Here is a 25,327-nt window from a genome sequence, read left to right on the forward strand (position 1 = left end):
GGGACTATCCGCATGACCAAGTACGGCCTTCGAGCCCGTGTACTGGCCTTTACCATATTGCCGACCCTGATCATTGGCGGCCTGATGGCAGGTTATTTTACTTTCCACCGCTACCAGCAGCTGGAAAACAACCTGATCGATCAGGGCATCAACATCATAGAGCCCCTGGCCATCGCCAGTGAGTACGGCATGACCCAGCACAGTCGCGAGTCGCTCAAGCGGCTGATTGGCCTGACCCACCGCAAAAACTCGCCGCTCATCAAGTCCATCGCCGTCTTCACCCAGGACAACCAGCTGTTCGTGACGTCCAACTATCACAGGGACTTCACCCGGCTGCGGCTGCCCGATGGCAGCCAGATCCCCGAGCTGACCAGCGTCACCCTGTACGGTGACGACATCATATTGCGCACCCCGATCCAGGCCGAAACCAGCATGGATGGCTTCCCGCTGCCCAGCGATGTGGAGCCGCCGATGATCGGCTACATCTCCATGCAGATGACCACGGACAGGGCCATGATCCTGCAGTATCGCGACACCTTCTTCGCGGTGATCATGGTGCTCATCGGCATCGCCTTCAGTACCCTGTTTGGCTTCAGGCTGGTCAAGAGCGTGACCCAACCCATCACCGATATGGTGCAGGCGGTGCACAAGATCAGGGAGGGGCGCCTCGACACCCGGGTCAGCGGTCAGCTCACCGGCGAGCTGGACATGCTGAAAAACGGCATCAACGCCATGGCCAAGGCGCTCTCCGAATATCACGAGGAGATGCAGCAGAATATCGATCAGGCCACCTCGGATCTGCGGGAAACACTTGAACAGATAGAGATCCAGAACGTCGAGCTCGACATGGCCAAGAAACGGGCACAGGAGGCTGCGCGGGTCAAATCCGAGTTCCTCGCCAACATGTCCCACGAGCTGCGCACTCCGCTCAATGGCGTCATCGGCTTCACCCGCCAGCTGCTCAAGACGGCGCTGACGCCGAGCCAGACCGACTACATGCAGACCATAGAGAAGTCGGCCCGCAACCTGCTAGGCATCATCAACGACATCCTCGACTTCTCCAAGCTGGAGGCAGGCAAGCTGCAGCTGGAGCATATCCCGTTCAGCCTGCGCGACACCCTCAACGAGACCATGCACCTGCTCGGCCCCAGTGCTCACGACAAGCAGCTCGAACTCTCCCTGCAGGTAGATGCCGAGGTGCCGGACTATCTCACTGGCGATCCCATGCGCCTGCAGCAGGTGCTGACCAACCTCGCCGGCAACGCCATCAAGTTCACCGAGCGTGGCAACGTGGATGTGCACATAGAGCAGACCGGCGGCGGTAACGGCAACAAGGTGCGGCTCAACGTGCTGATCCGCGATACCGGTATCGGCATCTCGGAAGAGCAGCAGCGCCAGTTGTTCCAGGCCTTCAATCAGGCAGACTCCTCCATCTCGCGCCGTTATGGCGGCACGGGCCTGGGTCTGGTCATCACTCAGAAGCTGGTACAGCAGATGGGAGGCCAGATCCGTTTTGAATCCGAGCTGGGCAAGGGGTCCGTCTTCTCCTTCAGCCTGGATTTGGACGTCTCTCCCCTGCCCCAGACCGAGAAGCTGCCGCTGGATCGCATTCAGGACAAGCGGGTCTGGCTGCTGGAGCCGGATCCCTTCAGCCACTCTTCCCTGTGTGCTCTGCTGGCCGAATGGCAGCTGGATGTGCAATCTCTCGCCATCGACACCATCTGGCCCGAGATGAGCAATCAGGACATGGTGATCATCGGCAGCAGCACACTGCACACTCCGCAGCAGGTGATCGCTCGCCTCGATGCGCTGGACGGCCAGCAGAACACCATAGTGTTGCTCAGCAGCCACGAGCCATCGCTCTATGAGGCCATGCTGGCCCACGGCGCCCAGCACTGTCTCTCCAAGCCCACCAACCATCGCAAGCTGCTGCACGCCCTGCTCTCCCCCGAGGCGACCAAGAGCGCGCCGCTGCCCACCCCCTCCCCACGCAGCGTGCAGGCGATCAAGGTGCTGGCGGTGGACGACAATGCGGCCAATCTCAAGCTGATCGCCGCCATGCTCAAGGAGATGGTGAGCCAGGTGGTGGTGTGCAAGAACGGCAAGGAGGCGGTCAGACTGGCCCAGAGTCAGCCGTTCGACATCATTTTCATGGATATACAGATGCCGATCATGGATGGCATCAGTGCCACCCAGGCGATCCGCAGCCAGTCCCTCAACACTGAGACGCCCATAGTGGCGGTGACCGCCCACGCCATTCCCGGTGAGCGGGAACGGCTGATCCGGCAGGGGATGGATGACTATCTGGCCAAGCCCATCGACGAGAGCATGCTGGCCCAACTGATCACCGACTTCGCCCACCGTCGCCACCAGAACCACGGGGATCAGCAGATCGACTGGTCACTGGCGGTGCGTCAGGCCGCTGGCAAGCTGGATCTCGCCAAAGAGATGCTGACCATGCTGATGGCCAGCTTCGACGAGGTGGACCCGGTTCTGGAGGCAGCGTTCGCCGGTCAGGTGGAGGACGCCGAGGTGCTGGCACAGCTGCACCGCCTCAATGGCGGCTGTGCCTATTCCGGGGTGCCCGGCCTGCAACGATTGCTCTCCCAGCTGGAGCAACAGCTGCGCGACGGGGTGCCGGTCAGCGAGCTGGAGCCCGAGTTGCTGGAGTTGCAGGATGCGATGGAACAGGTGCGTCGAGAGGCGCCCCTTTACCTCGCCTGAATGCCGTGGATGCAGCGTGGCGCCGGTTGGCAGCCGCTATCAGCCTCCGTTAATGAACAGAGTCGGCCCTGCTTTTTCTGACGCGGGGCGCGCCAGATGATAAAGTTGCGCCGTTTCTACAGGAGTCAACATGACCAACAACGATATTCTGCGCCGTCTGCGCTACGCCCTCACCATCAGCAACGACCAGATGGTCGAGATGTTTGCCAAAGGCAATCTGACGGTCACTCACGCCCAGTTGCACAGCTGGCTGATGAAAGAGGCGGCTGAAGGGGAAGAGCAGGAAGCGGGCTATGTCGCCTGTCCCGATGCAGCCCTGAGCCAGTTCCTCGACGGCTTCATCATAGCGCGCCGCGGTGTGCGGGAAGATGCCCCGGCCCAAGTGATCCCGAACCGGATCAACAACAACATGATACTGCGCAAGCTTCGCATCGGCCTGAACTACAAAGAAGAGGACATGCTCGGCACCCTCAAGCTCGCCGACTTCAACCTCTCCAAGTCCGAACTGAGTGCCCTGTTCCGCTCCAAGGATCACAAGCACTATCAGGATTGCGGGGATCAGATCCTGCGCAACTTCCTCATCGGCCTCACCGCCAAGTACCGCGCCTGAGTCATGGGCCAGCGTATCTGCTCACTGTCAGCCCGTGTCCCGCTGGCCAGTGGGCGGCGCTGGCCGTCACGCCTTCCCGATCTGGGCTCGAACAGGGCCATGTGGCTGCGGTTATGGTCACTCTGCCTCATACTGCTGCTGAGCGCCTGCCAGCCTGCCCCCTATCAGCTCTCTTCCCGTTACCCCAGCGCCAGCCAGAATGAACGCATCGCCTTCCTGATCCTGCACTACACGGACGAGGACGACGCCCACTCACTGCGCCTGCTGACCGAACCGGCCCATCAGGTGAGCGCTCACTACCTGATCCCCCGCGACACAGACCAGACACCGCTGCCCGTCTACCAACTGGTGCCCGACAGCCAGCGCGCCTGGCATGCGGGCCGCAGTCGCTGGCACCAGTATGCGGGGCTCAACGCCAGCTCTCTTGGCATCGAAATCGTCAACCTGGGCTATCCGCCGGAAGATGCGCTGCTACCCGCCCACCAGCGGCGCTGGCAGCCCTACACCCAGGCACAGATCGCCGCCATCGGCGCCCTTACCCAGAAGCTGGTGCAACGCTACCGGATTCCGCCAACCCAGGTGCTGGCGCACAGCGATGTCGCCCCCGAACGCAAGCAGGATCCCGGCCCCCACTTCCCCTGGCGCGAGCTCGCCCTGCACTACGGGGTCGGCGCCTGGCCTGATGAAGCCAGGGTCACAGCACTGCGCCAGCAGCCAGCAGCCGCCTGGAATGCCCTCACCTGGCAACAGCAACTCGCCCGTTACGGTTATGGGATCGCCCCCAGCGGTACCTGGGATGAGCAGAGCCGCGCCGCCCTGCGCGCCTTCCAGCTCCATTTCCGCCCGGCCCTGGTCAGCGGCGAGCCCGACGAGCAGAGCCAGGCCATCCTCACCGCCCTGCTGGAACGTTACTTCCCCGAGCCTGGCTGAGCCTGTCTCCTGACAACGAAAGAGGGATGCCATGGCATCCCTCTTTCTCACTCCCTTTTCACTGTCCGGATCAGGCCGGCACCAGCAACACCTCTATCCCCGTCTGACGCAACCCCGCCAGCGTCTCGGCCGCAATGGCATCATCGGTGATCAGGGTGTGGATGCGCTGGGTATCGATGATCTTGTGCAGGCTCAACCGACCAAACTTGCTGGAATCGGTCACCACTATGATCCGCTCGGCTACCTTGCACATACAGCGGTTGAGACGTGCCTCATCTTCATGATGGGTACTGACGCCACGCTCCAGATCGATGCCATCGACCCCGAGAAACAGCAGGTCAAAGTGGTAGTTCTGCAAGGATTGATCCGCCTGGGCGCCGTAGAAAGAGAGCGACTTGCGGCGCAGATGTCCCCCCGTCATCAGCAGCTCTACCCCTTCCGCCTCCAGCAGTGCATCCGCCACGTTCATGCCGTTGGTCATCACCACTATCTCCTGGTGCTCGCGCAGGTGGCGCGCCACCTCCAGTGTGGTGGTTCCCGAGTCAAGAATGAGACGACTTCCCGCCTGTACCAGACTCGCCGCCATGGCGCCAATACGCTGCTTGACCGGTGTGTTGAGCACGCTCTTGTCGGCGATAGTCCGCTCGGGCACTGCCTGATTCGGCTCACACAAGAGGGCCCCACCATAGGCGCGTACCGCTATCCCCTGTTTCTCCAGAAACGCCAGATCATTGCGGATCGTGACGGTGGATACCTGATAGTGACTGGCCAGCTCGTTGACCTGGACACTGCCATTGCTGCGCAGTTGCTGAATGATGCGTTCCCGCCGCTCGCTGGTGCCAAGCACACTTTTTTCGGTTGTTTGCATAATCTCTCTGCCGGAGTGCTGTGGTGAAATCAGGACTTTCACTTCGTTACGTTTAGCTATTAACGCCCAGCCTTTATGCCAAATCAAGCTTTCATTGGTTTAAAAGTCCTCATTTAGACTCTTCCGAAACATCAAAAACATTTCGATTCATTTCTTTTTGTGATCTTGCTCAAGGTGTGAGCACGCTTTTGTTTCGTTTAAGGGGCTGCACGCCTAGTGTAAAGAAAGATATCGAAAGATTCATTCTGTATTCAGCCATGAGGGAGAGGGAAATGAAATCAATGCTGGCACTGATCGCGCAACACAAGCAGGGGGTACCGGTCGGGATTTACGCCGTCTGCTCCGCCCACCCGCTGGTGCTGGAGGCCGCCCTGAGGCTGGCGGCACAGGGAGATGATCTGCTGCTGGTCGAAGCCACCTCCAATCAGGTGGATCAATTCGGCGGCTATACCGGCATGACGCCGGTGGATTTTCGCGACCGGCTGCACCGGCTCGCCGCCGAGTGCAATTTTCCCCTGCAGCGACTGGTATTGGGAGGCGATCACCTGGGCCCCAACCGCTGGCAGGGGGAGCCGGCCGAGCAGGCCATGGAACACGCCGAGGTGCTGATCGCCAGCTATGTCGCCGCCGGCTTCAAGAAAATCCACCTCGATTGCAGCATGTCCTGCCTGGGGGATCCGGTTCCCCTCCCCGATGAGCTGGTCGCCGAGCGGGCTGCCCGACTGGCCCTGATCGCCGAGCAGACCTGCCTGGCCGAATTTGGCTGCTGCGATCTGGTCTATGTGATAGGCACGGAGGTGCCTGTGCCTGGCGGCGCCCATGAGACGCTGGCCGAGATGGCCGTGACCACACCGGAAGCCGCCCGCCATACCTTGAGTACCCACCAGCAGGCCTTTGCCAGGGTCGGACTCGAGGCCATCTGGCCCAGGGTGATCGGCCTGGTGGTGCAACCCGGGGTGGAGTTCGACCACACCCATGTCATCGATTATCAATCCGACAAGGCCGCCCCCCTCAGCCGGATGATCGAAGCCTACCCCCATCTGGTGTTCGAGGCACACTCCACCGACTACCAGACCCCGCAAGCCTACTGCCAGCTGGTGCGCGACCACTTCGCCATCCTCAAGGTCGGCCCGGCCCTCACCTTCGCCCTGCGGGAGGCGCTGTTCTCCCTTGCCGCCATCGAGGAGGAGCTGGTGGTCGCCCGCGCCTGCTCGGGCCTGCGCCAGGTGCTGGAGGAGACAATGCTGGATCGTCCCGACTTCTGGCGCAGCCACTATCAGGGCAATGCCAACGAGTGCCGGCTGGCCCGCGGTTACAGCTATTCCGACCGCATTCGCTACTACTGGCCCGACAGCCGGGTCGACGACTGCTACGCCCGACTGCTCGCCAACCTGGCCGCCGAGCCCATTCCCCTGCCCCTGCTCAGCCAGCACCTGCCGCTGCAATACCGAAAGGTGCGCCAGGGCACGCTGTCGGCCAGAGCCCACGACCTCATTCTCGATCAGGTGCAGGAGGTGCTGCGCCAATACGCCCAGGCCTGTGGCACCACCCCCGCCAGTCATTCCCGGCTCACCCCGGTTGCATAAGGAGTTGTAGAGATGATCCTTGGTTATCCAGAAGAGACACTGCGCTCGGCCAACGGCCTGGCCACCGCCCGCGAAATCCGGCAACAGCCCGCCGCCTGGCGGGAGACACTCACCATGGTGGAGGAGTGCCGCACCACCATAGAGCGCTTCCTGCTGCCCCTGCTATCCCGGAGCAACCTGCGGGTGATCCTGACCGGCGCCGGCACCTCCGCCTTTGCCGGCCGGGCCCTGGCGCCCTACCTCTGCGGCAGGCTCAACGGCCGCTTCGAGGCGATCGCCACCACAGATATCGTCACCAACCCTGACGTATACCTGGCGCAGGATTACCCGACACTGCTCATCTCCTTCGCCCGCTCCGGCAACAGCCCGGAGAGCGTGGCCGCCGTCGAGCTGGCCAGCCAGCTGCTGAGCGAGTGCCACCACCTGGTGCTCACCTGCAACGGTGAGGGGGAGCTCTATCGGCGCTGCCAGAAGGATGTCCGCTCCCTGGCGCTGCTGATGCCGCCCCAGACCCACGACCGCAGCTTCGCCATGACCAGCAGCCTGACCAGCATGATGCTGAGCTGCCTGGCTGTGTTCCTGCCGCGCCAGTTCAATCCCGCCGTCAGCCAGCCGCTCATCGCCTTGGGGGAAGCCATTCTGTCCCAGGCCGAACTGAGCGTGCCCGAGTGGAATCAACCGCTGCCGGAGCGGGTCATCTATCTTGGCAGTGGCAGCCTGCAGGGGGTGGCCCAGGAGGCCGCGCTCAAACTGCTCGAGCTCACCTCGGGTCAACTGATGGCCATGTATGACTCCCCCACCGGCTTTCGCCACGGGCCGAAATCAGCCATCAACGGCCAGACCCTGATAGTGCTGATGATCTCCAACGATCCCTACACCCGCCAGTACGACCTGGATCTGCTCACCGAGCTTCGCCAGGACGGCCACGCCGCCCGGGTTGTCGCCCTGGCCGATCGGCCCGATCCGCTCATTGCAGCCGGCGAGCACATCTATCTGCCCACCCCCCTCAACGGCGACGATGCCGAACTGGCGTTCTGCTACCTGCTCTATGCCCAGTACTACGCCTTCCACACAGCGCTGGCGCTGGGCATCACCCCGGACAACCCCTGCCCGAGCGGCCGGGTCAACCGGGTCGTGCAGGGCGTCAACATCTATCCGTTCAACCAGCAAGGAGGCGTCTGATGCCAAACATAGTGCTGAGCCGTATCGACGAGCGGCTGATCCACGGTCAGGTCGGGGTGCAATGGGTCGGGTTTGCCGGCGCCAACCTGGTGCTGGTGGCCAATGACGAGGTGGCGGAAGACCCCATACAGCAGAACCTGATGGAGATGGTGCTGGCGGAGGGGATAGCGGTGCGCTTCTGGCCGCTGCAGAAGGTGATCGACAACATAGGCAAGGCCGCCGATCGCCAGAAGATATTGCTGGTGTGCAAGAACCCGACGGATTTTCGCACCCTGGTCGCGGGGGGCGTGCCCATCCCCCGCATCAACGTCGGCAACATGCACTACGCCGACGGCAAACGTCAGATCCACAAGACGGTATCCGTGGATGAGACGGACATAGCGGCGTTTCGCGCCCTGCAGGACGCCCACGTCGAGTGCTTTGTCCAGGGCGTGCCGACCGAACCGGCACAGGACATTTTCAACCTGATCTGATTAAGGACAATTGTGATGGAAATCAGTTTATTGCAAGGGCTCTTGCTGGGCATTCTGGCGTTCTTCGCCGGACTTGACCTGTTCAACGGCCTGACTCACTTCCACAGGCCCGTGGTACTGGGTCCGCTGGTGGGCCTGATCCTCGGCGACCTGCCCACCGGCATACTGGTGGGCGGCACCCTGGAGCTGGTCTGGATGGGGCTGGCGCCGCTGGCGGGGGCGCAACCGCCCAACGTCATCATAGGCACCATAGTCGGTGCCACCTTCGCCATCACCACAGGGGTCAAGCCGGATGTGGCGGTCGGGGTCGCAGTCCCCTTCGCGGTCGCGGTCCAGATGGGGATCACCTTCCTCTTCTCGGTGATGTCCGGGGTCATGTCCCGCTGTGACCGTATGGCGGAGGCAGGCGATACCCGTGGCATAGAGAGAGTCAACTACCTTGCCCTGCTGGCGCTCGGCACCTTCTACTTCCTGTGCGCCTTCCTGCCCACCTACTTCGGGGCAGAACACGCCAAGACCGCCATCGACGTGCTGCCCGCCCGCCTCATCGACGGCCTCGGGGTCGCCGGCGGCATCATGCCCGCCATCGGCTTCGCCGTGCTGCTCAAGATCATGATGAAGAATGTCTACATCCCCAACTTCATCCTCGGCTTCGTCGCCGCCGCCTGGCTCAAGCTGCCGGTGCTGGCCATAGCCGCGGCGGCTCTGGCCATGGCCCTGATCGACTTCATGCGCAAGGACCCGGCGCCGCAAGCCCGCCCCACCCAGGAGGAAACTGAAGATGGTATCTAACAACACAGCCCGGCAGATCGCCCCGGCGGCCGAGCAACAACCGACCCGCGCCGTCTCCGACGACGTCTACGAAGATCAGCAACTGGGGGCCGAGCTGACCCGCCAGGACATCAATCGCTTCGCCTGGCGCTCCCTGCTGTTGCAGGCCTCCTTCAACTACGAGCGGATGCAGGCTTCCGGCTGGCTCTACGGCCTGCTGCCGGCGCTGCAGAAGATCCACACCAACCCCAGGGATCTCTCCCGGGCCATGAAGGGGCACATGGGCTTCTTCAACACCCACCCTTTCCTGGTCACTTTCGTGATGGGCATAGTGCTGGCGATGGAGCGCTCCAAGCAGAACGTCAACAGCATACAGAGCACCAAGATTGCGGTCGGCGCACCGCTGGGTGGGATCGGGGATGCCATGTTCTGGCTCACCCTGCTGCCCATCTGCGGCGGTATCGGTGCCGATCTGGCATTGCAGGGCTCCATCATGGGCGCCGTGTTCTTCTTCCTGCTGTTCAATGTGGTGCACTTCGGCCTGCGCTTCGGGCTGGCGCACTACGCCTACCGCATGGGGGTCGCCGCCATTCCGCTCATCAAGGCCAACACCCGCAAGGTGGGGCATGCCGCCTCCATCGTCGGCATGACTGTGATCGGCGCCCTGGTCGCCACCTATGTGCGGCTCGGCACCCCCCTGGAGATCACCGCCGGTGATGCGGTGGTGAAACTGCAGGCGGACGTGCTCGACAAGCTGATGCCGGCCTTCCTGCCGCTGCTCTACACCCTGGCCATGTATGCGCTGATCCGCCGCGGCTGGAGTCCGCTGCGCCTCATCGTCATCACGGTCGTGCTCGGTATCGTCGGCAAGTTTGCAGGCTTCCTCTAATCCGGTGCCGGCGACAGGCCGGCCCCCTTTGCAGTAAAGGAACACCTTATGTTGGGCATCATCATTTGCGGTCATGGCGGCTTTGCCAGCGGCATGGAGCAGGCCATGGTCCAGATCCTCGGTGAGCAGGAGGCGGTCGTCGCCATCGACTTTCCCGAGTCCTCCACCACGGCCTTGCTGCAGAGCCAGTGCGAGGCAGCGCTGGCCCGGGTCGACCGTGGCGACGGCGTGGTCTTTCTGACCGATCTGCTGGGCGGCACCCCGTTTCGGGTCTCCTCTACCCTGGCGCTGCGCCAGCCAGACCGGGAAGTCGTGACCGGCACCAATCTGCAGCTGCTGCTGGAGATGACCATGGATCGCGGCGAGCTGACCCCGGCCCAGTTTCGCGAGCAAGCCCTGTGCTGCGGTCATCGCGGCCTCACCAGTCTGGTGGACGAGCTGGCGCGCGAGCGGGCCGAAGCGCGGGTCGAGGAGGGTATCTAGATGGCAACACGGATCCGTGCCCGTCGCCTGCTGACCGAGCAGGGTTGGCTGGAGCATCAAGTGCTTACCCATGAGGGGGGCATCATCACCGCCATCGCCCCCATACCGGCAGACGATCCGGTACGGGAGGTCGAGTTGCTGGTGCCCGCCCTCATCGATGGCCACGTTCACGGCGGGGCCGGTGTCGATGTGATGGACGAGGAGGCCGGCGTGCTGGCCCGGCTTTCCCTCGCCAAGGCGGCGGAAGGGGTCGGTGCCTTCCTCGCCACCACGGTTACCGCTCCGCTACCCGCCATAGCACGCGCCCTGAATAGGGTTGCCGATGCCATGGAGAGCGGCATGCCGGGCGCCCAGCTGCTCGGCAGCTACCTGGAGGGGCCCTACTTCACCCCCGACAACAAGGGTGCCCACGATCCAGCCCTGTTCCGGGAACTCGACTTGGCGGAGCTGGCGCAGTTGCAGCGTCAGGCACGTGGCACCCTGAAGGTTGTCGCCCTCGCCCCCGAGAAAGCCAACGCCCTGGCGGCCATCTGCCACCTCAAGGCGGCCGGCATCCGGGTCATGCTGGGTCACTCCGCCGCCGACCACGACACCACACAGGCGGCACTGACGGCCGGTGCGACCGGCCTGGTGCACTGTTTCAACGGCATGCGCGGACTGCACCACAGGGAACCCGGCATGGTGGGGGCCGGTCTGGTGCATCCCACCGCCTGGCTGGAGCTCATCGCCGACGGCCATCATGTGCATCCTACCGTACTCAAGCTGTGCCACCGCTGCGCCGGGGATCGCCTGCTGCTCATCACGGATGCCATGCGCGCCGCCGGCATGCCCGACGGCCACTACCTGCTCGGTGACTACCGGGTGGAGATGAAGGACGGAGTGGTGCGTACCGCCACCGGCGGCCTGGCAGGCAGTACCCTCACCCTGCTCGGGGCCGTGCGCAACATGGTGCATCTGGCCGGAGTGCCCCTTGCCGAAGCCATCCAGATGGCATCGCTGGCCCCCGCCCGCATGCTCGGCATCGACGGCCAGCTCGGCTCGCTGGCCGTCGGCAAGCGGGCCAACCTGCTTGCCCTCACACCAGCACTCTACCAGCAACATATCTGGGTCGCCGGCAGGGAGATAACTCCCGCCAGCGCCCCAGCCTCTTTCTCTGAACAAGACGCCACTCAAGGCGCCAAGGAGTCCTCATGTATCTGATCTCGTCCCACGAAATGCTCAAGGATGCCCAGCGCCGCGGCTACGCGGTACCGGCCTTCAACATCCACAACCTGGAAACCGTCAAGGTGGTGGCCCGCACCGCCGCCCAGCTGAGATCCCCCGTCATCCTGGCCGCCACGCCGGGCACCTATCGCCACGCGGGGGTCGAGTATCTGGTCTCCATCTGCGCTTCGGCGGCCCACCAGTACCGCATACCGCTGGTGCTACACCTGGACCACCACGAGGATGAACAGGATATCCACTTCAAGGTCGAATCCGGCATTCACTCCGCCATGATCGACGCTTCCCACCTGCCATTCGAGGAGAACGTCGCCAAAGTGCAGCGGGTCGTCACCTTCTGCCACCGCATGGGGGCGAGCGTGGAGGCCGAGCTGGGCCAGCTCGGCGGGCAGGAGGATGACCTGATAGTGGACGCCGCCAACGCCCACCTGACCGATCCGGACAAGGCGGCCGAGTTCGTGGCGCGCACCGGCATCGACTCCCTCGCCGTGGCCATCGGCACGGCGCACGGCCTCTACAAGGAAGAGCCACGTCTCGACTTTGATCGCCTCGCCGCCATCCGGAACAGGGTCTCCATTCCGCTGGTGCTGCACGGCGCCTCCGGCATTCCCGACCGGGACGTACGCCGCTGCATCGCGCTCGGGGTATGCAAGGTCAACGTGGCCACCGAGCTGAAGATCGCCTTCGCCGACGCCATGAAGGCCTTCCTCGCCGCCCACCCGGATGCCAGCGATCCGCGCCAGTATCTGGTGCCCGCCATGGCCTCCATGGAAGAGGTGGTCGCCGCCAAGATCCGCATGTGCATGAGCGACGGCAAGCTGTAACCGGCCTGCGGGCTCGCCAGCCTGGTGAGCCCGCACCAGATCCCGCAAATTCGCCAGCCTCAGGAGGACGCCAAGCCCCATCACCCCACCATTCATCATCTATACGGAGATAAATATGAACGCACGTACCGCCATGACGCTGCTGGTCCTGCTGACCCTGCCCGCCCTCGCCCGGGCCGAGGTGATGTCGCTGCAGGGCAACCAGTACCAGATCAGCGTCAAAACGGATGCCGGCAAGTTCCAGGAGATCACCTTCACCAACAGGGCGAACGGGGATGTCATCCGCTCGAATACCCTGTTCGATATCAAGGGGCTGGATGACAGGCTGACCTCGTCGGCCGACTTCACTGTAGATGCGTTTGCCAAAGAGCAGGACCACATTGACATAGCGCTGAGCAACGCCGACTTCCTGATCAAGAGCCAGATCCGGCTGGCCAAAGACAAGCGCTACGCCAGCATCGACTTCGCCCTCGACACCCTCAAGAATGGCAAGCGGATCAACGGCTTCTCCATGTTGCCGTTCCACTCCCAGGCGCCCTTTGTCTACGGTGCCATCAACAGCTCCCCCATCGTCAGCGACAGTTTCTTCATCACGCCGCAGAATCCGCTGGTCAACACCCGCGCCTACGAGGGGGGCGTCAGCCAGATGATCCCGCTCGCGCTGCCGCTGGAGCAGGGCAAGCCGCTCACCTATCGCACCTATGTCGGCACCTTCGGCGAGGGCCAGCTCAGACGTGACTTCAACCAGTTCATCAACGACGCCCGTGACAGACCCTACGCCCCCTATCTGCACTACAACTCCTGGCTCGATATCGGCTTCTTCAACCCCTACACGGAAGACGACGCCCTCACCCGCATCACGCAGTTTGGCGAGGAGCTGGTCACCACACGCGGTGTGCCCATGAGCGGCTTCCTGTTTGACGATGGCTGGGATGACCGCAAGGGCAACTGGGGATTCAGCAAGGACTTTCCTCATGGTTTCAGCAAGCTGAAAAAGGCGGCAGAAAAATATCACGCCCAGCTCGGCATCTGGTTCTCCCCCTGGGGTGGCTACAACAAGCCGAGGGATGAGCGGGTCTCCCATGCCGCCGAGTTTGGCTATGAGCTGAGCGATGGCAAGTTCGCCCTCTCGGGACCCGTCTACTACAAAAACTTCCACCAGAAAGTGATGTCACTCATTCAAGAGCAAGGCGTCACCCACTTCAAGTTCGATGGTACCGGCAACGCCAACAAGCAGATCAAGGGCAGCCGGTTCACCAGCGACTTCGATGCCGCCATCCATCTGATCTCGGATGCCCGCGCCGCCAATAAAGAGGTCTTCATCAACCTGACCACTGGCACCACGGCCTCTCCCTCCTGGCTCTTCTTCGCTGACTCCATCTGGCGCGGCGGCGATGACATCAACTTCTATGGCCCCGGCTCCAGGGTTCAGCAGTGGATCACCTACCGGGATGCGGAGACCTACCGCTCCATCGTCAAGCAAGGCCCCCTGTTTCCGCTCAACTCCCTTATGCTGCACGGGCTTGTCTATGCCAAGCAGGCCAAACATCTGGATCAGCAGTCGCCACAAGATTTTGCCGATCAGGCCTGGAGCTACTTCGCCACCGGCACCCAGTTGCAGGAGCTCTACATTACACCGGAGCTGCTGACTGGCGAGAACTGGGACCTGCTGGCCAAGGCGGCGCTCTGGTCGCAGCAGAACCAGGCCGTGCTGTTTGACAGCCACTGGATTGGCGGCGACCCCACCAAACTGGAGATTTACGGCTGGGGGGCGTGGAGCCCGGCAAACTCTTTCATTACCCTGCGTAACCCTTCGAGCCAGCCTCAACAGTTCTTTCTGGAACCGACTCGCCAGCTTGAAGTGCCCACCACAGAGGCGAAAGGCTTTAATATCAAGCCACTATATGGCGACAACAAAACCGTGCCGACTTCAATCAGCGATGGAATGGTCATCAAACTGGCACCACTGGAGCTCATCACTCTGGAGCTGACACCCATCAAATAGGCATAAATCCAATCAGCCTGTGGCTGATGCCATACAAAAGGGACGCCGCGGCGTCCCTTTTCATCTCTCATCAACCCAGGTCGGTCAGATCCCCTGACGGGCTTCCTGCATCAGCAGGCGCATGTCGCTGACCGCCTTGGTCAGGCCGTCGAAGGCGGACCGGCCTATGATGGCGTGGCCTATGTTGAGCTCATAGAGCTCGGGGATGGCGGCGATGGCCTTGACGTTGTGGTAGTGCAGGCCGTGGCCGGCATTGACCTTGAGCCCCTTGCCGGCGGCATAGGAGGCACCGGCGGCGATGCGCTTGAACTCGGCGTTGCGCTCGGCATCCGTGGTGGCGTCGGCGTAGCGGCCTGTGTGGATCTCGATGAAGGGAGCACCACTGTCGGCGGCCGCGTCGATCTGCAGCGGGTCGGCATCGATAAACAGCGACACCTTGGCGCCGATGGCCGACAGGCGAGTCACCGCATCCGTGATTTTGTCGAGCTGACCAGCCACGTCCAGACCACCCTCTGTGGTCACCTCGGTACGCTTCTCCGGCACCAGGCAGACGAAGTGGGGCTTGATACGACAGGCGATGCCGATCATCTCCTCGGTCACCGCCATCTCCAGGTTCATCCTGGTTTGTATGGTCTGGCGCAGTATCTCCACATCGCGGTCCGTGATGTGGCGGCGGTCTTCCCGCAGGTGGACGGTAATGCCGTCGGCACCGGCCTGCTCGGCCACGAAGGCAGCTTGTACCGGATCCGGATACTGGGTGCCACGGGCATTGCGCAGGGTGGCGATATGATCGATGTTCACACCCAGATAGATTTCGCTCATTGATGACTCCTTGAAACACTTCATCTGTTAACTGTGCGGCTGCCGCCTTGGCGTCAGCGCGGATATCCATATATCAGCTCGTAGGTTCGATTAGCGCAGCGTAATCGGACGTAGGTAACATTCTTACCGTGTCGGGTAACGCCACAGAGCGGTTAACCCAAGCTATTCCGGCGTTTCAAAAACAGCTCCCGGCTCTTTAACTGACGCTTGCCCAGATAGGGTTGCAGCGCCAGTCGGCTGAAACGTTTGGCCGCCTGCAGCAAGGGAGGGGTATCGAATCTCCCCTCGGCGAAGGCCAGCAGGTGGGCACCGAGAAACAGGGTACGGGGATCCGGCGCCCGCTCGCAAGCGACAAAGCCCAATTCGCGCTCGAAGCCGTAGAGCAGCTCGGGCTGGATCGCGGACTCGTCGTCGGCGGCGTATTCGAAGTCCACCGCATAGCCGAGCGCCTGCAACAGCAGGAACTCGAAGCGGCGCAGCGGCAACTCGGGCATCTCGCCATCCGCCAGCGCCATCAGGGCACGGGCATAGGCGTCAAACACCTCGGGAAAGGGGGTATGGGCTTCCAGCAGGTAGTAGACCAGCTCGTTGAGGTAGAGGCCGTAGAAGAGGCGATCGCCACCGAGTCGCAAGGAGTGATCCGGACATTCAACCTGGGCGAGATTCTTGAGATCCCCCTTGCCACGCCAGCTGATGGTGAGCAGGGAAAAAGGTTGAAGCAGCCCCTTCAGAGGGGAGCGTGGCCCGCGAGAACCGCGAGCCACCAGAGTAAATCGGCCACTATCCTGGGTAAACACCTCGACCAGCTGACTGGTCTCCCGATAGGGCCGACTGTGGATGACGAAGGCTGGACTCAGCAATCAGTCATCGCCATAGCCGAGACTGCGCAGAGCGCGCTCGTCATCGGCCCAGCCCGCCTTGACCTTGACCCACAGCTCAAGGAACACCTTGTTCTGGAACAGACGTTCCATGTCGATGCGAGCCTCTGTGCCTATGGTCTTGATCTTCTCACCTTTGTTGCCGATGACCATCTTCTTCTGGCCATCGCGCTCTACCAGGATCAGGGCATTGATGTGATAGATGCCGCTCTCTTCCACCTTGAAGCGCTCGATCTCCACGGTCACAGAGTAAGGCAGCTCCTCACCGGTGAAACGCATCAGCTTCTCGCGGATGATCTCGGAGGCCATGAAGCGGGAAGAGCGGTCGGTCACGTAATCTTCCGGGAAGAAGAAGTTGTTCTCTGGCAGCAGATCCTTGGACCACTCGCGGATCTTCTCCACGTTGGTGCCCTTCTCGGCACTGATGGGCAGGATATGGGAGAACTTCATCTGCTGGCCCAGCCACTCCAGGTGGGGCAGCAGGTCTTCCTTGTCCTTGACGTTGTCGATCTTGTTGACCGCCAGCACAACGGGACAGGGCAGATGGCGCAACTTGCCGAGCACCATCTCGTCATCCTTGGTCCAGTGGGTACCGTCAACCACGAACACCACCATGGCCACATCACCCAGCGAACTGGTGGCGGCGCGGTTCATCAGGCGGTTGATGGCCCGCTTCTCTTCGATGTGCAGACCCGGGGTATCCACATAGATGGTCTGATGGTTGTCCTCGGTGTCGATCCCCAGGATCCGGTGACGGGTAGTCTGGGGTTTCTTCGAGGTGATGCTGACCTTCTGGCCAAGCAGCTTGTTGAGCAGGGTGGACTTGCCCACGTTGGGGCGGCCCACGATGGCGACAAAGCCGCAGTAAGTCGTATCTGTCATGACAGTTTTTCCAATGCCTGTTGTGTTGAAAGACCGCGGCCTCTTGCATCAATAGCAGTCATGACAGTCTTTCCAATGCTTGCTGCGCCGCAGCCTGTTCGGCCTTGCGACGGCTGGTGCCGACCCCGACCAGCGGACCATCCAGCCCTTCCACGTCGCACTGGACGGTGAACTCCTGGTTGTGGGCCTCGCCCTTGACGTTGGTCACTGTGTAGGTCGGCAGGGATTTGCGGCTTCCCTGCAAAATTTCCTGCAGGCGGGTCTTGGGATCCTTCTGCTCTATGCCTGGTTTGATCTCATCCAGACGGCTGGCATACCAGCTCAGCAGCAGCACCCGCACCGCCTCAAGATCAGTATCCAGATAGACGGCGCCGATCACCGCCTCGACCGTGTCGGCCAGAATGGATTCGCGACGAAAACCGCCACTCTTGAGTTCGCCTGGCCCGAGGATCAGGTCATCCCCAAGGTCAAACTCCCGGCCCAGTTCGGCCAGGGTCTTCTCGCGCACCAGAGTGGCGCGCATCCGGCTGAGATCTCCTTCCGCCGCTTGCGGGAAGCGGTGGAACAGAGCATCGGCAATCACCAGACTCAGGATGGAGTCACCCAGAAATTCCAGTCGCTCGTTGTGACGGGAACCGGCGCTGCGGTGAGTCAGCGCCCGGGTCAACAGCTCTTTATCGTGAAAGACATGCCCGAGACGGGACTGCAGTCTGTTCATTTTGATATTCATTTACTTGATTCCGCCAATGCGGTTGAAGCGCACACCTGTCGGTACCCAGCTTGGCAGCAGGGAGCCTTCTTCACGCTCAAATTCAAAACTTATCCAGATAGCGACCGCCTTGCCCACCAGATTCTGCTCGGGCACAAAGCCCCAGAAACGGCTGTCGGTACTGTTGTCACGGTTGTCACCCATCACGAAGTACTGACCTTCCGGTACCACCCACTCATCGGGGTAAGTACCGGGCTGGCGATAATAGCGGCCGACCATATCGGGCATCAGCGGGTTACGCAGGGTCTCGTGAGACACCTCACCCAGCTGCTCGGTATAGCGATCAAGCGGGATCCCCATCTGGGTAAATTCACCCCTTTGTTCAAACTTGACGTCGAGCTTCTTGAAGCCCGGGCACGTTTTCCCTTCCTGCTCCTCGCACTTGGGCCGGATCATCAGCTCCTTGTTGCGATAGATGACCCTGTCCCCCGGCATGCCGACCACTCGCTTGATGTAGTCCACCCGGGTATCCAGCGGATACTTGAACACCACCACATCGCCGCGTTTGGGTTCGCCAGTCTCGAGGAATCGGGTGTTGGTCACCGGATCCTTGAGGCCATAGGCAAACTTCTGCACCAGGATGAAGTCGCCCACCAGCAGGGTCGGCATCATGGAGCCTGACGGGATCTGGAACGGCTCAAACAGGAAGGAGCGCAGTATCAGCACCAGGGTAATGACCGGAAACACACCTGCGGTCTGTTCAATCCAGACCGGCATGGGGGCAACCTTGGCCAGGGTTTTCTCATCCAGATGAGCACCGCCGTGGGCACGGGCCACGGCAATCTTGGCGGCCCGCTGCTTGGACCAGATCATCTTGTCCAGACACCAGATAATACCGGTGATCACGCAGACCACCACCAGGATCAGGGAAAACGTGCTTGCCATCGATTAATCCTTTCCTACATGGAGAATTGCGAGGAAGGCTTCCTGCGGCACGTCGACACGGCCCAGGGACTTCATCCGCTTCTTGCCTTCTTTCTGCTTGTTCAGCAGCTTTTTCTTCCGGCTCACGTCACCGCCATAACACTTGGCTGTCACGTCTTTACGCAGCGCCTTGACGGTGCTGCGGGCGATGATCTGGTTGCCAATGGATGCCTGAATGGCGATATCAAACATCTGGCGCGGGATCAGCTCACGCATCTTCTCCACCACCTGGCGACCGCGATACTGGGCGTTCTCCTTGTGGGTGATGATGGCCAGCGCATCGACACGCTCACCGTTGATCATGATATCCAGACGGACCATCTCGGAGGTTTCGAAGCGCTTGAAGCCGTAATCCAGCGAGGCGTAACCACGGCTGGTGGATTTCAGGCGGTCGAAGAAATCGAGCACCACTTCCGCCATCGGGATTTCGTAGGTCAGCGCAACCTGATTGCCGTGATAGACCATGTTGGTCTGCACGCCACGCTTCTCGATACAGAGAGTAATGACGTTGCCCATGTACTCCTGCGGCAGCAATATGTTGCACTCGGCGATCGGCTCACGCATCTCTTTGATATTGTTGACCGGGGGCATGGCAGACGGGCTGTCGATGTGGATGGTTGAGCCATCATTGAGCTCAATCTGGTAGACCACGGTCGGGGCCGTGGTGATGAGATCCAGATCGTATTCCCGCTCCAGACGCTCCTGGATGATCTCCATGTGCAGCATACCGAGGAAGCCACAACGGAAACCGAAGCCCAGTGCGGTGGAACTCTCGGGTTCGAAGAACAGGGAGGCATCGTTCAGGGACAGTTTGTCGAGGGCATCACGGAATGACTCATAGTCATCGCTGGAGATGGGGAACAGGCCCGCATACACCTGCGGCTTCACCTTCTTGAAACCCGCCAGCGCTTTTTCGGCACCGTTCTTGGCTTGAGTCAGGGTATCGCCCACAGGGGCACCGTGGATGTCCTTGATGCCGCAGACGACCCAACCTACCTCGCCACAGCCCAGACCCTGGGTATCCACCTGCTTGGGCGTGAAGATACCGATACGATCGACACCCCACACCTGACCGGTGCTCATCACCTTGATCTTGTCGTTTTTCTTGAGGGAGCCGTTCTTGATCCGCACCAGAGAGACGACGCCCAGATAGGAGTCAAACCAGGAGTCGATGATCAGCGCTTGCAGCGGTGCATCTGGATCACCGACCGGCGCCGGGATGCGAGCCACTATCTCTTCCAGCACAAGGTCAACGCCCAGGCCGGTCTTGGCGGAGCAACGGACAGCATCGATGGCGTCGATGCCGACTATGTCTTCGATCTCCTCGGCAACCCGCTCGGGCTCTGCAGCCGGCAGGTCAATCTTGTTCAGCACCGGCACCACTTCCAGCTCCATTTCCATGGCGGTGTAGCAGTTGGCCAGAGTCTGTGCCTCAACCCCCTGGCCGGCATCTACCACCAGCAGCGCCCCTTCACAGGCCGCCAATGAGCGGGAGACTTCGTAGGAGAAATCTACGTGGCCCGGGGTGTCGATAAAGTTCAGCTGGTAGGTGTTACCGTCTTGTGCCTGGTAGTTCAGGGTCACACTCTGTGCTTTGATGGTAATGCCGCGCTCGCGCTCCAGGTCCATGGAGTCAAGCACCTGAGCCTGCATCTCGCGGGAGGACAGGCCGCCGCAAGTCTGGATCAGACGGTCCGACAGGGTCGATTTACCGTGGTCGATGTGCGCAATAATCGAAAAGTTACGAATGTGTTTCATCGAGCAAGAATCACTCAAAATTAGGTTAGGGCCGGATATGGAGGCAGGATTTTACTGGATAACCCGGTCGACGGCCAATCTTTAGTCGACGGAGCACCAGAAATACAGGCCTGCACGGTCAGGAGAGGTTGCGGGTATGGAGTACCACACCCAGCATGCGGGGGCCGTATGCCCCCTGTTCGAGTCGAGTGGAAAAGTAACGAACCAGTGAAAATCCGATCACGCCACCCAGCAGGCAACTGAGGATGGTGATCCCCTCCCCGCCCGCCAGCAAGGGTACCAACCAGAGCTGACCGAGCAGGGCGCCCGCCAGCAGACAGAACAGCGGCAATACATACACCAGCGCTGCGCCCCGCAGGATACTCGCCTGGGGAATACCGAGCCTCACTTGCTGACCAACGCTCACCTCGGCGGTGAGGGCAATCCGCAGTCGTTGCTGCTTCATCACAAACGCCTTGGCAACCGTGCCGGTACCGCAGTTGGATTGTTGATGGCAACTGCTGCAGGCGGAGCGCCGTTCGCACTCCACCCAGGCATGTTGTCCATCAATGGCCACCACGGTTGCCAGCTCTTCGCTCATTTCACTCACAAGACGGTTCCACAATAACGAGGGAAAGATTGACCCCATCTGAACATGACTGACCCGCTCGGGCAAGCGAGCATGTGCAGACGACTACTGTACAGTCTCATTGCGAGCCAACGGTTGCACCGACTCGGCGATACGTTTCGCTGTGTCGGCCGGTACTTCACCGACGACAGTGATCTCGACTCCCACATCGTTGACGTAGCTCACCAGCGAAGTAGCACCCTGGCGGATCAGCTGCTGACGCACCGCCTGCTTGGGATCAACCCTGGCCACATAGACGGAGAGATCCACCAGCCCATCAGAGAGCATCATGTAATCGACCGGCAAACTGGTGGTCACCAGTTGATGCCTGTCCTGAGACAATACCTTGAAACCATCCGGCAACCAGGTCAGGTGCCAGTTAAGCGTCTGCTGCGGCGCCGGATAGGCATCTTCCAGCGCCAGCGCCTGGGGCAGCTTGCTGCCGGCCAGCTTCACCAACCAGGGCGCAGGCGCGCTCAGCCTGTCCAGATCCACCCCCAGCACCTGCTCGACCAGATTGCCTTCCCGATCCACCATGTCCACCCGCAGCAAGAGGCTGCTCTGTTCATCGATCCAGAGCATGAAGCCATACTTGTCTGCCTCTTTGGGGACCAGCCTGACCACTTGCGCCACCAGACCGGCTACCCGACTGCGGCCGGCCAGCACGGGATCATAACTTTCCAGCACACGGGGCAGCGGCATATTCACCAGCGTCGCCCAGACACCGGGGAAGCGGGCGCCTTTGAGGGTGTAGGGTTCGTGGGTATTTTCGAAGAAGGTGAACTCGTCCTGGCGCTGCAGGTACTCTATGGTCTTGCCGTCGAGATAGCTCAGATGAGCCACCTCCTTGCCATCGATCACCCCATGGCTGAAACGTATGGGTTCGAGGCGCCCCTGACGGGCCTTGACCATGGATAATTCGAAATTTTGTTGCGAAACGGCACTCTGCATCTGCTGCAACAAGGCCTCGGCCGACTTATCGTCGGCCGAGGCCTTGGCACAAATCAGCAGGAGAGAGGCCAGCAAAATACGGCTGGACTGGCGCACGGTCTGATCCCTAAAAATGCGTTATTCCTGAATCTGCTTGTCTTGCAGCAGACGCTGTTGCAACTGGTGGTCACGCAGGAAGGCATTGATACGCTCACGCTGCTCCTGCATCTGTTGCTCGCTCAACCCTTGCTGGCGGGTGGAGGCCCGGTTGCCATCTTGCGGGTAGTGCACACTCACTGGCGAAGCACTGCCACCGACAGGAATGGTGTTTAGCACAGGGTTGGTCGGTATGCCGTCCTGACCCTGATACTGCTGCACCCCGAAGATGACGGCAGCGGCGACCGACGCGGCGATGGCGTATTGCCCCACCTGTTGACCGACCTGGCGAAACAGCGGAACCACCTTGGCGGCAGTGTGAACCTGCGGTGCAGTTGGCTTGCTCTCCACCGGTTTGGGCGCCAGTATGGTGGGCTCGTCTTCCAGTGCAGCCATGATGCTGTCACTGAGATCCAATTGCAGACTGACCGGCAGGTCGCTCCGCATGGCATCACCGATCAAGTGGTAACGAGACCAGGTATCTTGCAGCGCCGGATCCATTCCCAGCTCGCCAAGCACCTCAACATCGCTCAAGTCACCATCCATCAGGGCCGAGAGTTGCTCTTTAGTTGCCATAGTTAACCTGTCTTTCCCCAGTTAATTCTCGATCAGAGGTTTCAGCTTTTTATCGATTGCTTCCCTCGCCCGGAAGATGCGAGATCTCACCGTACCCACCGGACAATCCATGATTTCGGCAATCTCTTCATAGCTCAGCCCTTCCATTTCGCGAAGGGTGATGGCTGTCCTCAAGTCTTCAGGCAAAGCTTCTATGGCGGAAAACACGGTACGCTTGATCTCGTCGGTCAGCGCCAGGTTTTCCGGTGTGGCAACCTCTTGCAAGGCTTCGCCACCACCATAGTATTCTGCCTCGTCCGCCTCTACATCACTGCTGGGCGGCCTGCGCCCCTGAGAGGTCAGATAATTTTTGGCCGTATTCACGGCGATTCGGTACAACCAGGTGTAAAACGCGCTCTCGCCACGGAATGTCGGCAACGCCCGGTAGGCTTTGATAAACGCCTCCTGCGCCACATCCGGCACATCGCCCGGATTGTTGACATACCTGGCAACCAGGTTGACCACTTTATGCTGGTATTTTTTTACCAACAGGTTGAATGCATTTTTATCGCCACGCTGGACCCGTTCAACCAGCTGTTCGTCCAGTAGATTCTGGTCGCTCATCAGAGCCGTAAAACCCCCATCAGGTTATCGTTTTTCTTTTCCGGCCCTTCCTAAGCGCACAAGTTCAGACAGGAGGAATCAGGGAAAGTTCGGTTGCATTGAAAAAAATGTGACGCAGGCTGCATCACCGCCCTCGCTTGGGCTACCATGGTGCCAGTTCTTAATCCAGGCCAATGATACTTATGAAAGCAAGTGTTGAATACCTTTGCGATGTACTGATCATTGGCAGCGGTGCCGCTGGTCTGTCCCTCGCGTTGCGGTTGGCAGACCAGGCCAAAGTCCTGGTTCTGAGCAAGGGGCCCATCAGTGAGGGGGCCACTCTCTATGCGCAAGGAGGCATCGCTGCCGTTTTCGACGAAACCGACAGCATTGAATCCCACGTGAGCGACACGCTCAACGCCGGGGCCGGGTTGTGTGACCCTGCCGTGGTGGAGTTCACCGCCCGCAACGCCCGCGAATCCATCCAGTGGCTGATCAAGCAGGGGGTTCCCTTCGATCAGGAGGAGGACGCCGAGGGCGAATCCCACTATCACCTGACCCGTGAAGGGGGCCACAGCCATCGCCGCATCTTCCATGCGGCTGATGCCACCGGCAAGGCGGTGCAGCTCACCCTGATCGATCAGGTGCGCTCCCACCCAAATATCCAGCTGATGGAACGCTTCAACGCGGTCGACCTCATCACCACCCGCAAGCTGAACCTGCCGGGCAACAAGGTGCTGGGCGCCTACGTCTGGAACCGCAACGCCGAGCAGGTCGAGGTGATCCGCGCCCGCTTCGTGGCACTGGCCACCGGCGGTGCCTCCAAGGTGTATCAGTACACCTCCAACCCGGACGTGAGTTCAGGTGACGGTATCGCCATGGCGTGGCGCGCCGGCTGCCGGGTGGCGAACCTGGAGTTCAACCAGTTCCACCCCACCAGCCTGTTCCACCCCGATGACCCCAACTTCCTGCTGACCGAAGCCCTGCGCGGGGAAGGTGCCTATCTGCGCCGCCCCGACGGCAGCCGTTTCATGCTGGAGTTCGATGAGCGGGCCGAGCTGGCCCCGCGGGACATAGTCGCCCGCGCCATCGACCACGAGATGAAACGCCTCGGTGCCGACTGCATGTATCTGGACATCAGCCACAAGCCGGCGGATTTCATCATCAAGCACTTCCCGACCATCTTTGAGCGCTGCATGGCGGTCGGCATCGACATCACCAAGGAGCCGATGCCCATAGTCCCGGCGGCCCACTACACCTGTGGCGGCGTGATGATCGACAACAATGGCCAGACCGACATTCCCGGTCTCTATGCCATTGGCGAAGTGACCTACACGGGTCTGCACGGTGCCAATCGCATGGCCTCCAACTCCCTGCTCGAGTGCGTGGTTTATGCCCATCAGGCGGGAGCCGACATCATGGCCAAGTTGCCCATGAGCGTGGAACCGCCCCATCTGCCCGCCTGGGATGAGAGCAAGGTGGACGATTCGGACGAACAGGTCGTTATCCAGCACAACTGGCATGAGCTGCGGCTGATGATGTGGGACTATGTGGGGATAGTGCGTACCAACAAACGCCTGGCCCGTGCCAAGCGCCGTATCGACATGCTCAAGCAGGAAGTGCAGGAGTACTACGCCAACTTCCGCGTTTCCAACAACCTGCTGGAACTGCGCAACCTGCTGCAGGTGGCCGAGCTCATCGTCAACTGCGCACTGCAGCGCAAGGAGTCACGCGGCCTGCACTACAACCTGGATTATCCAGACATGCAGCCAGACTCCAAACCCACTGTGCTGACCCCGGAGCGGGACTGATCCTGCACCCCACATCCCGGACTACCCGGACATGCAGCCAGACTCCACACCCACGGTGCTGACGCC

Annotated in this window: 24 protein-coding genes; 13 read left to right on the forward strand and 11 right to left on the reverse strand. The window is 61.1% G+C overall.

The features are described from left to right. Positions 1–12 precede the first annotated feature (12 nt). The 3 genes from barA (at position 13) to GWQ31_RS13335 (ending at position 4,264) form a co-directional block, all read left to right on the forward strand. Positions 13–2,724, forward strand: coding sequence for a two-component sensor histidine kinase BarA (gene barA / locus GWQ31_RS13325; RefSeq protein ID WP_275909553.1), 2,712 nt, complete (start codon positions 13–15; stop codon positions 2,722–2,724). Positions 2,725–2,854: 130 nt separating this feature from the next. Then, positions 2,855–3,334, forward strand: coding sequence for a DUF1456 family protein (locus GWQ31_RS13330; RefSeq protein ID WP_005318863.1), 480 nt, complete (start codon positions 2,855–2,857; stop codon positions 3,332–3,334). A gap of 3 nt (positions 3,335–3,337) precedes the next feature. After that, positions 3,338–4,264: an N-acetylmuramoyl-L-alanine amidase gene (locus GWQ31_RS13335; protein ID WP_275909554.1), complete on the forward strand. Its 927-nt coding sequence runs from the start codon at positions 3,338–3,340 to the stop codon at positions 4,262–4,264. 70 nt (positions 4,265–4,334) lie between these two features. Here the strand turns inward: GWQ31_RS13335 and GWQ31_RS13340 are convergent, their stop codons facing one another. Further along, positions 4,335–5,132: a DeoR family transcriptional regulator gene (locus GWQ31_RS13340; RefSeq protein WP_058395219.1), complete on the reverse strand. Its 798-nt coding sequence runs from the start codon at positions 5,130–5,132 to the stop codon at positions 4,335–4,337. Between the two features lie 272 nt (positions 5,133–5,404). Between GWQ31_RS13340 and kbaZ the strand changes: the two genes are divergently transcribed. The 9 genes from kbaZ (at position 5,405) to GWQ31_RS13385 (ending at position 14,566) form a co-directional block, all read left to right on the forward strand. Beyond that, positions 5,405–6,718 carry a tagatose-bisphosphate aldolase subunit KbaZ gene (gene kbaZ, locus GWQ31_RS13345; RefSeq protein WP_275909555.1) on the forward strand — a complete coding sequence of 438 codons (1,314 nt, stop codon included), beginning with the start codon at positions 5,405–5,407 and terminating at the stop codon, positions 6,716–6,718. A 12-nt stretch (positions 6,719–6,730) separates the two neighbouring features. Continuing rightward, complete coding sequence (locus GWQ31_RS13350; RefSeq protein ID WP_275909556.1) at positions 6,731–7,900, forward strand: SIS domain-containing protein; 1,170 nt, start codon at positions 6,731–6,733, stop codon at positions 7,898–7,900. After that, positions 7,900–8,373, forward strand: coding sequence for a PTS N-acetylgalactosamine transporter subunit IIB (agaV, locus tag GWQ31_RS13355; RefSeq protein ID WP_042872688.1), 474 nt, complete (start codon positions 7,900–7,902; stop codon positions 8,371–8,373). Before GWQ31_RS13350 ends, agaV begins: the two co-directional genes overlap by 1 nt. Positions 8,374–8,388: 15 nt before the next feature. Further along, the gene (agaW, locus tag GWQ31_RS13360; protein WP_275909557.1) at positions 8,389–9,165 is read left to right on the forward strand and encodes a PTS N-acetylgalactosamine transporter subunit IIC; all 777 of its coding nucleotides are present in this window, start codon (positions 8,389–8,391) and stop codon (positions 9,163–9,165) included. After that, positions 9,155–10,033 carry a PTS N-acetylgalactosamine transporter subunit IID gene (agaE, locus tag GWQ31_RS13365; protein WP_265462560.1) on the forward strand — a complete coding sequence of 293 codons (879 nt, stop codon included), beginning with the start codon at positions 9,155–9,157 and terminating at the stop codon, positions 10,031–10,033. Before agaW ends, agaE begins: the two co-directional genes overlap by 11 nt. 48 nt (positions 10,034–10,081) lie before the next feature. After that, positions 10,082–10,516: a PTS galactosamine/N-acetylgalactosamine transporter subunit IIA gene (gene agaF, locus GWQ31_RS13370; RefSeq protein ID WP_275909558.1), complete on the forward strand. Its 435-nt coding sequence runs from the start codon at positions 10,082–10,084 to the stop codon at positions 10,514–10,516. Next, positions 10,517–11,716, forward strand: coding sequence for an N-acetylglucosamine-6-phosphate deacetylase (gene nagA / locus GWQ31_RS13375; protein WP_275909559.1), 1,200 nt, complete (start codon positions 10,517–10,519; stop codon positions 11,714–11,716). Beyond that, on the forward strand, positions 11,707–12,561 hold the full coding sequence (locus GWQ31_RS13380) for a tagatose bisphosphate family class II aldolase (protein WP_275909560.1): 855 nt from the start codon (positions 11,707–11,709) through the stop codon (positions 12,559–12,561). Before nagA ends, GWQ31_RS13380 begins: the two co-directional genes overlap by 10 nt. Before the next feature lie 115 nt (positions 12,562–12,676). Further along, on the forward strand, positions 12,677–14,566 hold the full coding sequence (locus tag GWQ31_RS13385; RefSeq protein ID WP_275909561.1) for an enterotoxin: 1,890 nt from the start codon (positions 12,677–12,679) through the stop codon (positions 14,564–14,566). Positions 14,567–14,650: 84 nt separating this feature from the next. Here GWQ31_RS13385 and pdxJ read toward each other — a convergent pair whose 3' ends face one another. The 10 genes from pdxJ to rpoE form a co-directional block, all read right to left on the reverse strand. After that, a complete protein-coding gene (pdxJ, locus tag GWQ31_RS13390) occupies positions 14,651–15,388 on the reverse strand; it encodes a pyridoxine 5'-phosphate synthase (protein WP_111589054.1) in 738 nt (245 codons plus the stop codon). 152 nt (positions 15,389–15,540) lie between these two features. Further along, positions 15,541–16,248, reverse strand: a complete 708-nt coding sequence (gene recO, locus GWQ31_RS13395; RefSeq protein ID WP_275909562.1) for a DNA repair protein RecO — start codon at positions 16,246–16,248, stop codon at positions 15,541–15,543. Then, complete coding sequence (gene era, locus GWQ31_RS13400; protein WP_005318854.1) at positions 16,249–17,148, reverse strand: GTPase Era; 900 nt, start codon at positions 17,146–17,148, stop codon at positions 16,249–16,251. 58 nt (positions 17,149–17,206) lie between these two features. Beyond that, entirely contained in the window at positions 17,207–17,878 is a 672-nt protein-coding gene (gene rnc, locus GWQ31_RS13405; RefSeq protein WP_005318852.1) for a ribonuclease III, read from the reverse strand. After that, positions 17,879–18,802 carry a signal peptidase I gene (gene lepB, locus GWQ31_RS13410; protein ID WP_005318850.1) on the reverse strand — a complete coding sequence of 308 codons (924 nt, stop codon included), beginning with the start codon at positions 18,800–18,802 and terminating at the stop codon, positions 17,879–17,881. Between the two features lie 3 nt (positions 18,803–18,805). Next, complete coding sequence (gene lepA, locus GWQ31_RS13415; RefSeq protein WP_159165428.1) at positions 18,806–20,599, reverse strand: translation elongation factor 4; 1,794 nt, start codon at positions 20,597–20,599, stop codon at positions 18,806–18,808. A 118-nt stretch (positions 20,600–20,717) separates the two neighbouring features. Next, positions 20,718–21,179, reverse strand: coding sequence for a SoxR reducing system RseC family protein (locus GWQ31_RS13420; RefSeq protein ID WP_005318845.1), 462 nt, complete (start codon positions 21,177–21,179; stop codon positions 20,718–20,720). Positions 21,180–21,272: 93 nt separating this feature from the next. Beyond that, positions 21,273–22,253 (reverse strand): MucB/RseB C-terminal domain-containing protein, encoded by a 981-nt coding sequence (locus tag GWQ31_RS13425; RefSeq protein WP_021139198.1) that lies wholly within the window; start codon positions 22,251–22,253, stop codon positions 21,273–21,275. 21 nt (positions 22,254–22,274) lie between these two features. Continuing rightward, positions 22,275–22,868: an RseA family anti-sigma factor gene (locus tag GWQ31_RS13430; protein ID WP_275909563.1), complete on the reverse strand. Its 594-nt coding sequence runs from the start codon at positions 22,866–22,868 to the stop codon at positions 22,275–22,277. 21 nt (positions 22,869–22,889) lie between these two features. Further along, entirely contained in the window at positions 22,890–23,471 is a 582-nt protein-coding gene (gene rpoE, locus GWQ31_RS13435) for an RNA polymerase sigma factor RpoE (RefSeq protein WP_021139196.1), read from the reverse strand. A 182-nt stretch (positions 23,472–23,653) separates the two neighbouring features. Between rpoE and nadB the strand changes: the two genes are divergently transcribed. Continuing rightward, positions 23,654–25,261, forward strand: a complete 1,608-nt coding sequence (gene nadB / locus GWQ31_RS13440; protein WP_275909564.1) for an L-aspartate oxidase — start codon at positions 23,654–23,656, stop codon at positions 25,259–25,261. Positions 25,262–25,327 lie beyond the last annotated feature (66 nt).

This window comes from Aeromonas sp. 2MA4 (assembly GCF_029237305.1).
Taxonomy (GTDB): domain Bacteria; phylum Pseudomonadota; class Gammaproteobacteria; order Enterobacterales; family Aeromonadaceae; genus Aeromonas; species Aeromonas salmonicida.